14 protein-coding genes are annotated in these 13,453 nt (G+C 75.5%); all 14 read right to left on the reverse strand.

Annotated features, from left to right (window positions below):
- Positions 1 to 7: 7 nt before the first annotated feature.
- The gene (locus ACFYVL_RS04195; protein WP_389241221.1) at positions 8 to 3,211 is read right to left on the reverse strand and encodes a hypothetical protein; all 3,204 of its coding nucleotides are present in this window, start codon (positions 3,209 to 3,211) and stop codon (positions 8 to 10) included.
- Complete coding sequence (locus tag ACFYVL_RS04200) at positions 3,208 to 3,636, reverse strand: GPW/gp25 family protein (protein WP_389241317.1); 429 nt, start codon at positions 3,634 to 3,636, stop codon at positions 3,208 to 3,210. The genes ACFYVL_RS04195 and ACFYVL_RS04200 overlap by 4 nt, the downstream gene beginning before the upstream one ends.
- Positions 3,637 to 3,652: 16 nt before the next feature.
- Complete coding sequence (locus ACFYVL_RS04205) at positions 3,653 to 3,934, reverse strand: PAAR domain-containing protein (RefSeq protein WP_389241222.1); 282 nt, start codon at positions 3,932 to 3,934, stop codon at positions 3,653 to 3,655.
- Positions 3,934 to 4,659 (reverse strand): phage baseplate assembly protein V, encoded by a 726-nt coding sequence (locus tag ACFYVL_RS04210; protein ID WP_389241223.1) that lies wholly within the window; start codon positions 4,657 to 4,659, stop codon positions 3,934 to 3,936. Before ACFYVL_RS04210 ends, ACFYVL_RS04205 begins: the two co-directional genes overlap by 1 nt.
- Positions 4,660 to 5,751 carry a phage late control D family protein gene (locus tag ACFYVL_RS04215; RefSeq protein ID WP_389241224.1) on the reverse strand — a complete coding sequence of 364 codons (1,092 nt, stop codon included), beginning with the start codon at positions 5,749 to 5,751 and terminating at the stop codon, positions 4,660 to 4,662.
- Positions 5,748 to 6,434, reverse strand: a complete 687-nt coding sequence (locus ACFYVL_RS04220; RefSeq protein ID WP_389241225.1) for a peptigoglycan-binding protein LysM — start codon at positions 6,432 to 6,434, stop codon at positions 5,748 to 5,750. The genes ACFYVL_RS04215 and ACFYVL_RS04220 overlap by 4 nt, the downstream gene beginning before the upstream one ends.
- Positions 6,435 to 6,439: 5 nt before the next feature.
- Positions 6,440 to 6,709 carry a hypothetical protein gene (locus tag ACFYVL_RS04225; RefSeq protein WP_389241226.1) on the reverse strand — a complete coding sequence of 90 codons (270 nt, stop codon included), beginning with the start codon at positions 6,707 to 6,709 and terminating at the stop codon, positions 6,440 to 6,442.
- Positions 6,710 to 7,382: 673 nt separating this feature from the next.
- Entirely contained in the window at positions 7,383 to 7,568 is a 186-nt protein-coding gene (locus ACFYVL_RS04230) for a DUF6760 family protein (RefSeq protein WP_389241318.1), read from the reverse strand.
- Complete coding sequence (locus tag ACFYVL_RS04235; RefSeq protein ID WP_389241227.1) at positions 7,562 to 8,014, reverse strand: hypothetical protein; 453 nt, start codon at positions 8,012 to 8,014, stop codon at positions 7,562 to 7,564. Before ACFYVL_RS04235 ends, ACFYVL_RS04230 begins: the two co-directional genes overlap by 7 nt.
- Positions 8,011 to 8,445, reverse strand: a complete 435-nt coding sequence (locus ACFYVL_RS04240) for a phage tail protein (RefSeq protein WP_389241228.1) — start codon at positions 8,443 to 8,445, stop codon at positions 8,011 to 8,013. The genes ACFYVL_RS04235 and ACFYVL_RS04240 overlap by 4 nt, the downstream gene beginning before the upstream one ends.
- Before the next feature lie 78 nt (positions 8,446 to 8,523).
- Positions 8,524 to 10,575 carry a phage tail sheath family protein gene (locus tag ACFYVL_RS04245; RefSeq protein ID WP_389241229.1) on the reverse strand — a complete coding sequence of 684 codons (2,052 nt, stop codon included), beginning with the start codon at positions 10,573 to 10,575 and terminating at the stop codon, positions 8,524 to 8,526.
- A gap of 64 nt (positions 10,576 to 10,639) precedes the next feature.
- Positions 10,640 to 11,533: a Pvc16 family protein gene (locus ACFYVL_RS04250; protein WP_389241319.1), complete on the reverse strand. Its 894-nt coding sequence runs from the start codon at positions 11,531 to 11,533 to the stop codon at positions 10,640 to 10,642.
- A gap of 5 nt (positions 11,534 to 11,538) precedes the next feature.
- Positions 11,539 to 11,904 (reverse strand): hypothetical protein, encoded by a 366-nt coding sequence (locus ACFYVL_RS04255; RefSeq protein WP_389241230.1) that lies wholly within the window; start codon positions 11,902 to 11,904, stop codon positions 11,539 to 11,541.
- Between the two features lie 283 nt (positions 11,905 to 12,187).
- Complete coding sequence (locus tag ACFYVL_RS04260) at positions 12,188 to 13,285, reverse strand: DUF2867 domain-containing protein (protein WP_389241231.1); 1,098 nt, start codon at positions 13,283 to 13,285, stop codon at positions 12,188 to 12,190.
- Positions 13,286 to 13,453 lie beyond the last annotated feature (168 nt).

Consider the following 13,453-nt stretch of genomic DNA (forward strand, 5'->3'; position numbering starts at 1 on the left):
GGTCGCCTCACTCCTTCGTACGGGGCCGCGGGCCGTCGGCCGGTGGGCGGGGCTTGAGCAGGTGGCGGCCGGGGGCGGGCAGCCGGCCGGGGCGGATCACCGCGCGCTCCCCGTGCACCGCCCCGCCGTCGGTCGTGAGGTGCAGGGCGGTCGCGTACACGACACCGGGGGTGGACTCGACGACGAGCGCGATGTTCGAGAGGGGTACGTCTTCGCCGAACCCCCAGCCGGATCCGTCCGGCCCGCCGTACAGCGGGTGCAGGAAGAGGTCGAGGGCGGTGCGCAGCCGCTGCTCCACCTCGGCGGCCCGCTCGGGTTCCGTGACGAACTCCGCTGCCACGGAGACGCGTTGGTAGTGCGGGCCGATGACCCGGATGCCTCCGGCGAGGGCGGCCGGGGCGCGGCGGGCGAGGTACAGCTGGACCCGGCGCAGCAGTTCGGCGCTGGGCGTGGGGCGGTCGTCGGTGCTCCAGGGGGCGATGGTGAGGGTGATACGGCCGGGTGTGGTGGGCGTGAGAGAGGGGTCGCCGGAGGCGGTGGACGTGGGGTCGCCGGGGTCCGGGACACCGGCGGGCGCGGGGTGGAGCGTGGCACCGGTGCAGTGCGCGAGCGCGACCTCGGGCGAGGCCTCGCGGGCGAGCCAGACGTAGTCGGACGCGGCGAGCGCCCGGTCCCGGTGCCGCAGCCGCTGCGGCCCACGGGCGCGGACACCGCCGGGGAGAGGACCGGGGCCAGCGATGCCGCCACCGCCCCCGAGAGGGACGCCGCCACCGCCCCCCGCTCCGCCGCCCCCCGCCCAGGGCCAGGCAGCCGTTCCGTTCGAGGCGTCGTCCCGAGTGGCGGACGTCGCCGTCGTCTCTCCCTCCGCTCCGCCCGTCGCCGCCACCGGATTGGTGACGGAGTCCACGTACGGCACCGCGCTGTACAGCTGCGTCAGGGTGCCTGGCGGGACGTTGCCCCGGGTGCCGCCGCCCGTGGTGTAGGTCGCCGTGATCGTGGCGCCCGGGGGTGGGGCCATGCCGTGGCGGCCGTCGCCGAAGCGGAGCAGGCCGGTGTGCCGCTCCAGGGTGTAGTGCCGGTCGGCGGGGCCCGAGCCGTGCAGGTGGGGGCGCTCCTCCCAACGGACCCGGACCGCCGTCACCCGGCCGTCCCGTCCCCGGTCCGTACGCAGCGCGTCCTGCGGTACGTCGTGGAACAGGCCCTGCCACTCCCTGCTCTCCCCCTGCCACTCCTGCACCTCCACCCACTGGCCCTCCAGCACGGGCGGCCGGCGGAGCGTGAAGACCGGGGACGGCGAGCCGTCCGTGCGGCCCACGGCCTCGTCGCGCACCGTCGTGCGATGCGCGGCGGGCACCGCGTTGAGGTATAGCCCGGCGACCGGCAGCGGGCCGGGGGCGGGGCCGGCCGTCTTCAGCCGGGCGCGCAGCCAGTACAGCGGACTACCCGGTTCCGGGCCCTCGGCCGCGCACATGTCCGGCTGGGCGACGAACCGCACCGTGCCGCTGCGCCGGAACCCCTCCGTACCGTCCAGGACCGACAGCTCCGCCCAGCCGTCCGCCGACCGGTACTCCCAGGTGAACGGGGACGCGCCGGAGCCGTCGGCCGAGTCCGCCGCGCGGGCGGTGTGCACGTAGAGGCTCACGAGCCCGACCGGCAGCGGTGCGTCGAAGCCCGCGTACACGGCGGGCGTGGTGTCCTTTGCCCGGCGCAGCGGCTGGAAGGGCTCGCGGCCCCAACGGGCCGCGCCGGTGCGGTCGTCGAGTGCGTAGCGGTTGAGGGTGAGGACGTGCGCCGGCTCCCGCGGGCCCGTCCGGTGGCCGTAGGAGACGGTCAGGCGGGCCAGCAGCGGCGGCGTGGGGCGGACCAGACGTCCGTCGCCGCCGAGTTCCGTCCGGCCGTAGTCGCCCCGGGCCAGGTGCACCCGGAGCCAGAAGTGGTCCTGGTTCAGCACGGGCACGCTCTGCCAGTCGGCCGGGGCGACGAAGGCCAGCTCGCGCGGGGCGCCCTGCTGCAACTGCTCCGCCGCGTCCAGCGGGAGGGGCGCCCAGCCGCCGCCCCCGGTGCTGTACTCCCAGACGAGGGCGCGGTCCTCGCTGCGTACCGCCGTACTGCCGGCGGACGGGGTGAGGGTGAGGGTGATCCGCGCGCCCGCCCGCCGGAACGCGTCGTCGCAGGCGAACAGCGCCGAACTCCCCGCCACCGGCTCCGCGCCCAACGGCAGGAAGTCCTTCGTGGTGTCCAGCAGCCGGCCGTCCTGGAACGCGGCGTCCAGCGGCAGCGAGAGCCGGTTCACGGTGACGCGCGCCCGCAGCGTGTCGAGCCAGGGCAGCGTTCCCGCCCCGAGCGGGCGCACCGTCCTGGCGCGCAGCCAGTAGCTGTCGACACCGCCCACCCTGCCCCGCACCAGGGGTGCGCCGCGGATCTTGCGGAGCAGCACCTCGCCGTCGTTGCCGAAGCCGTGCGTCTGGTCCATGACCGGCTCGAACGGCTGCCAGCCGGCGGCGGTCAGGTACTCCCAGCGCAGCACGGGGGCCGCCGCGGCCGGGGTCCGCGGGGCGCGCGGGCGGGCCACCCCGACCTGGAGGCTGATGTCGGCGGAACCCTTGATGTCGAAGAGGGAGGGGTGACCGAGGTAGAGGTGGTGCGGGACCAACTGCCGGGCCCCGGGGCCGCCGAACAGGGTGAACCCGGTGCCGAGCCGGGTGGCGTGCTCGGCGCAGCTGTCGTCCGCCGGGTCCAGGTCGTGCAGCGAGGCGAGCCGCGCCCGTACGAGAGTGGTCGCCTGCTCGGTGGCGAAGACGACGGGCGCGGGAGCGGCGGGGGCCACCGGGGCGGCCGTGGCGCCCGGCAGCGGTTCGGGCAGCACGGCGGCGACCTCCGTACCCGCGGGCAGCGCCACGTCCGTCGGGGCGTCGTCGGCGAGCGCGAGGACCAGCGGCACCCGGGCCGGGGCGGGCGGCAGCAGCGTGGTGCCCGTGGTGTCGAGGAAGCGCAGGAGGTACGCGTCGGTCAGGCGCGCCAGGCCGTTGTCGACGAGGCCCGCGTACCGGGCGAGGACCTCCAGCAGCGCGTGCCCGGGGGAGCCGGGCCGGGGCCGCCAGCCGGGGAGGTGACCCGGGAGCCGCCGCAGGAGCACGTCGAGCACGGCCTGCTCGGCGTCCGTACGGGAATTCCCGGTGTCCCGGCCGCGCCCCGCCGCCCCCGCGCTCACGGCGTGGCCTCCCTGAGCGAGTAGGGGAGCACCAGGTTGTAGAAGGTGTTGGTGGCCCGGACGCGGTAGTCGACGCCGATCAGCACGGTGCCGTGCGGCACGTCCGGGGTGCCGCCCGTCACCGTCACCCGTACGACGTCGATGCGCGGCTCCCACGCCGCGAGCGCCTCCTCCACCCGGTGCCGCACGACCGCGAGAGTGGCGGTGTTGACCGGCGCGAACAGCAGGCCGCGCAGACCGGAACCGAAGTCGGGGCGCATCACCCGCTCGCCCGGCTCCGTCCCGATGATCAGTTCGATCGCCTGCCGGACGTCCTCCTCGGCCTCGGCCATCACGAGGTCGTCCCCGTCCCCGTCCCCCGCCCCGACCGCGAGCGGGAAGCCGAAGCCCCGCCCCAGGAATCCCGGATTCTCCACGGGCCCCATCTCGCTCACCTCTCCCTCAGCCTCCGACCAGCGTCCGTGCGGCGCCCGTCGCCACCGCGGCCCCGCACCCCGCCGGGTCCACCAGCGCGCGGGCCGCCGGACGGCCGCCGAACAGGACGCTCGAACTGCCGCTCACCAGCGGGGTGCTCGGCGGGTGCGAGGGCGTGACGGGACAGAGGTGGAGGTCCCCGAGGACCGCGGCCGGCATCCCCTCGATCCAGACGCCGGCGGCACCCGGCGGCGGCGCCAGCACCCCGCCGTGCGTCGTCGGGTCCCCGATCCGGGCGGCGGCGGGCATCACGCGGTCCCGGCGGAGAGCGGCGGCAGCGCGGGCACCGGCGGGTTGAGGTGCACGGGCTGCCCGGACACCGTGGCACCGCCGGTGGCCTCGATGCGTACCGTTGCCGCCTCGATCGCCACCTCGCCGCGCGGGGCGCGCAGCGCGATGTCCCCGTCCGGGGCGACCACGGTGATCCGCCGCCCGGCGACCACCACCCGGGTGCGCGGGCCCGCCCCGTCCGTACCGCCCGCGACCGTCACCTCGCCCGCGGCGTCGTCCAGCGTCACCCGCAGCCCGCCCTGGCTGGCCACCGTCACCCGCTCGGCGCCCTCGGTGTCGTCGAACCGCACCACGTGGCCCTTCCTGCTGCGCAGTTCGCGCCGGTCCCGGCCGGGGTCGCGCTCCGGCGGCGGGTCCTGCTCGTTCCAGAGGAAGCCGATGACGTACGGGTGCGCGGGGTCGCCGTGCCGGAAGGCGACGAGCACCTCGTCGTCGACCTCGGGCAGCAGATAGCTGCCGCGCCGCTGCCCCGCCCAGGGCACCGCGATCCGGGCCCACGCCGACTCGACGTGCTCGGACAGCAGCGGTGTGCGGACCTTGACGCGGCCGAGCCCCTGGTGGTCGTTCACCTCCGTGACCACGCCGAGGGTGACCCCGGGGATCCGAGGCGCGGTCGCGTCGAGTTCGCTCGTGTACGCGCCCGCCTGCCCGCTCAGCAGGGCGAACAGATCCAGCTCGGCCATTCAGACCACCTCCTGGCGGGCCCGGAACGATGTGCGGTAGCCGCGCGTGTCGAGGGTGTGCGTCACCCCGGTGAGCCGGTAGCCGTCCCCGCTGAACCGCCGGCCGACACCCCGCACGGCGAGGGTGCGGCCGACCCGGAAACGCGGGTCGCCGAGCGTCGAACCACTGGCCGTCACACGGGAGTTGAGGCGCCGCCGCAGTTCCCCGACCGCGTACCGGATCGCCTCGTACGGGCTGTCCAGCGGGACGTCGGGAAGCCCCACGGACACCTGGGCGGGCCCGCTGGGGGCACTGTCCCGGTCCAGCAGCAGTACGGGCCGCACCCGGGTCCGCAGCCGCTCCCCGTCCCATCCCGCCTCCACCGAGAACTGGGTCTTGAGCTGCTCCACCCACACCCGCACCTGGACCCGGGCGACCTGCCCGATGGTCCCGGCCCGGGGCGAGAACTCCAGCAGCGAACTCCCCCAGCGGAGTTCGAGCTCGGGGGCCGGGAGCCGGGGCCGCGACATGCGCAGATTGAGGAAGTCTCCGTCGACCCACAGGTCGAACCCGTACTCGGCGGCGATCCGGCGCAGGAAGTCGTAGTCGCTCTCCTTGTGCTGGAAGCGGGGTCGCCGGGTGAGCAGCGCGGCGGCCCCGGTGAGGGCGGCGGACTCCGGGTCGGGGGTCTTGAGCAGTCCGTTCTCGGCGGCGACGAGCGCGGCGACGGCGGAGTCGGTGAGGTAGTGCGGGAAGCCGCGTTCCCTGCTGCCCGCGGAGAGCCTGCTGGTCGCGTCGTGCGCGCTGAGCAGCAGTTCGGGCAGACCGGTGGGCGGGAAGGCGGGCTCCACCCCGGTGGTGGTGCCCGCGAACACGGACGTCAGGGGCGACGGATGGTGGCCGAGGGCGAGTCCGAGCCGTACGTCGAGATCGAGGAGGGGGTGGTCGAGCAGGCCGGGGTCCGGGACGGCGAGGGTGACCTCGACCCGGTTCGCCCCCTCCAGGGCCTCCTCGAACCGTACGGCGGTGATCAGCGTGCGCAGCGCGGGAGGTGCGGGCCGGCCGTCGAGGGTGAGCGCGAAGCCGGGGACGTACCGGGGGTGGGCGGTCATGAGTGCACCTCGCCGGTGTCCGGGTCCCGGTAGGGGAGCGGCGGCACGGTGAGGGTCAGACCGGTGGGCACCCCGCGGGACGGGAGCAGGTGGTTGGCCAGGGCGAGGGGCCGCCACTTGCGGGGGTCGCCGTAGACCTGGTGGGCGATGTCGGCGAGGGTCTGGCACTGGGTGGCCTCGTGGCGCCGGGTGTAGTCGGAGGTCTGCCGCTTGACCTCCTTGGCCTCCGTGACCGGGTCGACCAGCTCGTGGAAGGTGACGTCGAGCTGGGCCCGCACCGGGACGCCGGACTCCAGGAACATCGTGAAGCGCTGGCCGACGGCGGCGAGCACGCACCGGAAGGCCAGCTCGCCCCAGGTGAACAGGACCGGCGGCGGGGCGTGGGTGGTGGGATCGATGTCCATCAGGCCGACCACGGGGCGGGTGAGGGCGCGTACGTCGCCGTGGGCGGGGTTGATCCGGGTGCCGGTGTGCCGGTGGGCCTCGTAGGTGTCGAAGAAGAGTTCCATCCGGAGGGTGCGGAGACCGCCGTGCACGAACTGCAGGAGGGGGGAGCCGAGGCCGGGGACGGGGGCCTGGGCGAAGTTGTTGTCCTGGGTGAGGGTGTACTCCGTGGGGTTGAAGAGGACTTCGGACCAGGTGCCGGTGCGGAGGTTGGTGAGCCGGGCGTGTTCGAGGGCCATCCGGCTCACCCCCGCCCGAGGCGCTCGCGCTGGGCGAGGGCGCGGCGTTCGATGCGGTGCAGGACGAGGTCGGCGAGGGCGTCCAGGTCGGGAGGCTCGGGGGGTGCGGCGGGGGGCGGGGGTGCGGGGGGTGGTGGGAGGAGGGCTGGGCGACCGGCCGTCGGGGCGGGCGTGGGCGGGGTGGGGCCCTGGGCGGGGTGGGCGAGCGGGAGCGGGGCGGGGTGGGCGGTGGTGAGCGGGAGCGGGGGGTGCGGCTCCGCGGGGGGCCGCCCCATGCCCACCCGTTCCGCCCCCGGGGCGGCCCCGCTGCCCATGGGGCGGCGGTGGGGGTGCTGGTAGGGCGCGGTCGCTCGGGCAGGTGCGGGCGCGGGGAACCGTGGGACCGGCCGCGGCGGGACCGCCGGTACGAACCGCCCTCGGACGGGCTGCCACCCGGGGTCCGGGGCGGCGCCACGGTTCCGGGCAGGGGCAGGGGCAGGGGCAGGGGCGGGAGCAGGAGCAGGGGCAGGACCGGGAGCGGCCCCGCGCGGCGGTACCACCCACCGCCCGCCCAACCCCGCACCCGCCTCCGGCCGGACAGCGGAACCCACTCCCGTCCCCGGCCGGGCAAGCGGACCCACTCCCGCCCCCGGCCTGGCCACCGGAAGACCCGCCCCCGCCCACCGGGGCGGAACCCACCCGGCACCCGCACCCGTCCGGGCGGCCGGAAACTCCGCCCGCGCACGCCGGAACGGGGACGGAATTCCCGCAGCACCCCGCTCCCGCCGCAGTACCCTCCGCACCCCCCGGGCCCGCCTGCCCTCCACCGCCCGGAAGGCCACCCGCGCCCCGAGCAAGGGCCGCCACCCCGTCAGCCGCCCGCCGGGCCCCCACCGTCCGGGCCGCGCCCAGGGCCGCCGCAGACACACCCAGCCACCCGCACGCGTCCCCGCGCTCCCGCCCCCGGTCTCACTCATGAGCCCCACCCGCCCCGGCGGTTCCCTCGTTCAGCCGGCGGTTGATGCGCGAGATCTCGCGTACCCACCGTCGTCGCTCCGCGTGCTCCAGATACATGATCTCCTCCAGCCCCCAGTGGAAGTGGTACGCGAGGAAGGCCACCTGCTCGTACAGCTCTTCGTGCGGGTGGCCTACGATTTGTCCAGCAACGGCCGGACCACCTCGAATTCATGACGGCAGTGGGGGCACGAGACCGCGACGACGGCACCGTCCGGGGAGCCGTCGGCCCCGGCGTCGCCGTCACCGTTGAGCCGGTTGTAGAGGTCCTGGAGATAGGCCACGTCGCTCGCGAAGAGCCGCTCGATCAGCGGCGGCGTGATCAGCCCGACGTCCCCCAGCCTGGTGATCACCCGGGACAGCACGATGACCGTCAGATAGGCCGGGTTCCGCTGCACCGACGCCTCCCGCAGCGGAAGGATCTCGTCGGCCGCCGTGGCCAGCCGCATCACACCCGTCCGGTGCAGCGTGCCCTCGTCGTCCAAGTACCCCTTGGGCAGGGTGAATTCGTGCTCCGTGCGGAAGACGGACACCGGGGGCGGCACGGGCGCGCCCGGGGAGGCGGGGGAAACCGGGAAGCCGCTCATGCCCGCTCCAGCCTCTCGACCGCCAGCTCCAGCGTCTCGACGGCTATCCCGCTGGTCTCGGAGTTCAGGGCGGGCCCCTCCCAGCGCTGCGGCCACGCGCCGAAGAAGTTCCAGCGCGCCGCCTCGCCGCCCTTGCGGTCCAGGACGACGATGGAGCCGTTGCGGCGGCTGATGTCACCGTTGACGGCCGCCAGGTGCCAGTCGTACAGCTCGCGGTCGTCGGTGACGCCGCGGCGCAGCACCACGTTCCCGTACTTCGTCAGCCCGGCGAGTTTCGACGGGTGGGTGGCACCGCCCTCGCGGTACTCGATGAGGTCGATGGCGGAACTGAGCCCGGTGCACTCCTGGAAGGCGGCCCGGGTCAGCCCGTCCATGCTGATACGGAAGTTGAACCCGGTGAACGGATCCTTCGGCACGGCCGGCTGTGTCACCACGGACTCCTTTCGCGTTCTCGCGGACGGTCGGACGGCACGGAGGCGGGAGCAGGGAGCGGGAGAGGACGGAGCGGCCTACGCCTCCGACACCTGAGAGCCGCCCTGCCAGATCCCGATCCGTACGACGATGAACTCCGCCGGATACGCCGGCACCACCCCCACCTCCATGTGCAGCCGCCCCAGGGCCCGTTCCGGCTCCGGGTTGAGCGCCTCGTCGATACGGACGTAGAAGGCCTCCCCGGCGGTGGCGCCGAAGAGCGCGCCGTCCCGCCAGGCGCGGGTGAGGAAGTCGGTGACGGTGCGCTTCAGGTCCTGCCAGAGGTCCTGGTCGTTGGGGCGGAAGACGGCCCACTGGATGCCCAGTTCGATGGACTTCTCCAGGTAGACGAAGAGGCGGCGGATGTTGACGTACTGCCAGTAGCGGTTCCTGGTGGCGGTGGTGCGGGCGCCCCACACGACGGGCGAGGCCGAGCCGGGGAAGACGCGCAGGGCGTTGACCCCGGCGAGGTTGAGGGGGTCCTGGTCCGCGTTGCTGAGCAGCCGCTCCAGGCCCAGTACACCGCGCAGGTTCGTGCCCGCGGGGGCGGTGTGGACCCCGGAGAGTGCGTCGGTGCGGGCGTACACACCGGCCACGTGCCCGGACGGCGGCCACAGTTCGATCCGCCGGGTGACCGGGTTGCGCACCCGCAGCCACGGGCAGTACAGCGCGGCGAAGCCCAAGTGGCCGCCGCGCAGTCCGTCGACCTGCGCGAGCAGGCTCTCCTGGTAGGTGGGCCCGGCGGGCGGCGGCGGGCCCGGCGGCACCGAGTCGAGGATCGCGACCAGGTCGCGGCGGCCCTCGCAGTAGTCCACCAGGGCCTTCTGCGCGTCGGGGGCGGTGGCCCCGGGGATGCACACGAGGTCGATCTCCCCGTACGGGTCGAGCCCGGCGAGTTCGGCGGCCGGGGCGGCCAGCAGCCCGGCCCAGGCGGCGGCCCGGTCGTCGTCCGCGCCCCCGTGGAGCTGGACCTCGGCCGGTCGCGGGCGGGGGTCGGCGGCGGGCGCCGCGGGCGGCGGCACGGGGTCGCGGAGCACGACCAGGTCCGGAGGGACCCGCACGGACCAGTGGTGGGGATGCTCGGCGTTCATCGACAGCAAGGAGTACGTCCGGACCAGGTCGGCCAGCGTCACGGTCAGGTCGAATTCGAGCGAGGCGACCCGGACGGGAGCGCCCGAGGTGACGTACCTGCCGGCCAGCGCCTCGGTGAGGGTGATGAGGGCCCACCCGCCGGCACGGGACGTGCTCGCTTCGACGGTACGGATGTCGGGGGTGGCGCTGCCCTTGGTGACGCTGACCGTGGCGCCGCGCGGCAGCGCCTGCTCCAGCCGTACGCCGTCGGGCAGCCGCACCCGCAGTTCGCGGGTGCCCGGCCGCAGGTCGGCGGAGCGCAGGGTGCCGTCGGGGACGAAGGTCTCCGCGCCGGGCACCGGCTCGGCGAGGACGACCGTGTCGGTGCCGCGGAGCGAGGCGACGGTCCCGGAGCGTTCGACGGTGCGGGCGGGTTCGGCCGGGTCGGGGGCGGTGAGCAGCACGGGCTCGCCGACCAGGAACCCGCGGTTGTCCACGACGGGGACCGTCCTGCGGTCGGCGCCGGGGCCGGTGGCCAGGCCGCTGCCGCGCACGGCGGAGGCGGCGAAGTGGACGGCGAGGGTGGTGGCGCCCGCACCGGCGGTTTCGAGCGTGCGGGCGAGCAGGCTGTTGTCCGTCACCTTCACCGTGATCCCGTCGCCCGCCAGGCCCTCCTCGGCGGCCTCCACGTGCAGCACCGACTCGACGGAGGAGGCGGGCCTGCCGAGCAGTTCGGCGTGCGCGCGCTCCGCGGTGGAGACGCGCAGCACGAAGCAGTCCGTACCGCCGTTGAGGAAGAAGCCGTGGACGGCGGGGGCGAGGTGGCTCGGGGGAGTCCCGGTCAGGAAGTCGCCGAAGGTGGAGCGGAACGCGTCCCAGCTGCTCAGCCGGGTCGGCCGGTGGGCGGGGCCGCGCCCGGCGGTGCCGAGGAAGGCGACGGTGCTGGTGCTGATGCCCTCGATGGGGCTGCCGGGCGTGAACTCCTCGATGTAGACACCGGGGTGGCTGTACTGGACCATGTCCGACCCTCTCCTCGCTCGCGGACGGCTGCTCGCGGTCGCCCTGTCCTGACGGCCCGCACGCTCACGACAGGGCGAGGTCGTAGCGGCCGGTGGGCGACGGCACGGTGATCGCGGTCGCCGGGGGCCCGTTGCGGCCGGGCACCCGCAGCAGCAGCCGGTGGTTCCCCGGCGCCACGTCGGGGAACGTGAACTCCCCCCGCCCGTTGGACCGCACCGCCCGTACGGGGTCGCCGCCCGCGGTCTCCAGCTGCACCCACGCCCCCGCCACCGGGACACCCCCGTCCCGCACCACCCCGGCGATCTGCAGCCGGGTCCCCGCCGCCCCGGGCGTGCCGTGCGGCCGGTCCGGGTCCTTCACCCGGTACTCGGCGAACCGCGTGGTGACCTCCGGTGCCAGGTACTCCACCGCCCGCGGCACCGGGGCGGTGACCACCAGGTGCACCACGGGCCGCCAGCGGGCCTCGTCCCCCATCGCGTGCCAGAAGTCGCGGAGCGGGCCGAAGCCGCCGGGCGGGAGCACGGCGATCGGCAGTTCCTCGCCGCCCGCGGTGAGCACCTGCGCCTGCACCAGTACGGCCAGCACCTCCCCCAGCACCCCGTGCTCGTCGAGGGTGCGGGTGGCGCGGTCGGCCGACGGGCTCCACGCCGAGATGAGGTAGTGGCAGTCGACCCGCATCGGGGCCTGCTGCCGCCCGGCCGGGCCCGGCAGCGCGGACCGGAGGCGTTCGTTGGACCGCAGCTCCCGGTTCTCCCGCAGCTCGGCCAGGTAGACGTTGAGCGCACGGGCGGGGGCGAGGTGTCCGACGTCGTTCGCCCAGTCGGCGTCCGGCGGTGCGAACCCGATCTGCGCCGCCGCGACACCGCCGGGCGTGCCGGCCCCGAGGGTCGTCATCCGCTCCCGGAACAGTGCCCCGAGCGCGAGGTCCACCCCGGCCCCCACGGTGCCCGCCGTCATGCCGCTCACCACCGCGACCGTGCGGCCACGGCCCGTATCGCGTCGGCCAGTTGGGCCGGCCGGACCTCGCCGAACGGCTCCCGGTGCGAGCGCAGCCCGTACGAGGTGGTGGCCGTGCCGTCGCCGGAGACGGTGAGCACCTGCACCCGGGGCCGTACCTCCAGCAGCTCCCGGCACTCCTGGCTCAGCCCCGGCGACTCCTGCCCGAAGACGACGACCTGCGCGTCGTCCAGGTCGACGGCCTCCACGAGCGGCACCCGGCGGGGGTGGACCCGGACCACGGTCATGTCCGGCCGGGTGTCGACGACGTCCCGGATGATCTGCCGCAGCAGTTGCGGCATGTCGATCAGTACGACCCTGATCGGCGGCACGGCCCCCACCCCCCTTCGCGCACGGTTCGGCCGGGGCCAGTCTCCGCGCTGCGGGGCGGGCGGTGACATGGATCCACGGGTCCACCCGGGGTCCATGTCGGGCCCGGCCCGGGAACGGCGGCGGTCCGGGCGCGGCCGGGCGCGGTCCGGGCGCGGCCGGGCGCGCGGTGTGCGACGGGCGCGAGGGGGCGCGGCGTGCGGCCGGGCGGCGAGTGTGGAGGGGTGCGAGGGGGCGCGGCGTGCGGCCGGGCGCGAGTGTGGAGGGGTGCGGCGCGCGGCCGGGTCAGCGGGACTTGGCCGCCGCGCCGCGGAGCACGCCGGGGACGAGACCGCGGTGCACGGCGGACAGCGGGGGCCAGACGATCCGGCCCAGCAGGCGGTCGTAGCGCAGGAACGTCACCAGCGTCACCCGCCCCTCGGCCGTGCGGACGACCAGATTGCCGGTGAGGAACCAGGAGGCGGTCTCCAGCCGGATCCAGTCCTCCCCGCGCGCGGCGACCCGCCAGCCCGCCACGGTGTCCGGTCCGCGCCGGTAGTCCAGCCGCAGCCCGAGCAGTCCGCGCCAGATCAGCCGCTCCCCGGGGCCGGGCACGTCGCCGAACATCGCCCGCGCCCACTGCTCGGGGGTGCGCTCCGCGCTGTCGGTGGCGAGGGAGAACGCGTCGGCGTAGTCGAAGTCCGGCATCGAGGAGAGGGCACGCAGGCGCGGCGGAACGCGGCTCCCCACGGCGCGGGCCACCGCCCCCGCCGGGACGCGTCCGGTGCTTCCCGCGGGCTTCGCCTCCGGCCCGGCGGGCCCGAACTCCCGCCAGGCACGCTCCCACTGCCGGGTCAGCGCCGGGTAGACGAGGAGGTGGCGGAAGGGGGCGATACCGGCCATGTACAGCCGTCCGAAGGTTCCGTTCGGCTTGACCAGGACCGCCATGCGCAGTTCGTGGTCGCCGTCGCCGGCCGCTACCCAGGACAGGTGCATGACCGTGTGGACCGTCTTGTTCGCCAGTTCGCGGGCGGCCTCGTCGTCGAGTTCGTACAGCGGCTTGAGCGGCATGTCCGGGTCGTCGGGGCCCTGCGGGGCCTCGCGCAGGTCGGCGGGCATGCGCCGGCGCAGCGAATCGACCCGGCCCCCGGTACCCGCCTCCGGCGTGTCCCAGCCGAGCAGCGCGCCGAGCTTCCAGCGCACCGCGAACAGGAACCGGACCGGCGCCGTCTGCCGGGCGGGGCCGCCCGCCGCGCGCATCGCCGCGAGCATGGCGGCGAAGTCCCCCGGTCCCGCGCCGGGGGTGCGGAACGCCCAGACGTCCTCCACCCGGAAGTCGCCCGCGATCTCGTGGATGCGCCACGGCCGGCCGGTGTGCGCGCTGGTGGGGAGTTTCGTCGCCATGACTGCCTCGTCTACCTGGAAGGGGCGGAGGATCGGAGCTCTGCGTGTGCGCCGGGCCGGGCGGGGCGGTTGTCCCGGTCCGGGCCGACGCGCTGTGCCGGACCCGGCGGGCGGCTGTCCCGGTCCGGGCCGACGCGTTGTGCGGTGGCGTACAACCCTCAGGTTAGC

This window comes from Streptomyces sp. NPDC004111 (genome assembly GCF_042874215.1).
In the GTDB taxonomy this organism is placed as follows: Bacteria; Actinomycetota; Actinomycetes; order Streptomycetales; family Streptomycetaceae; genus Streptomyces.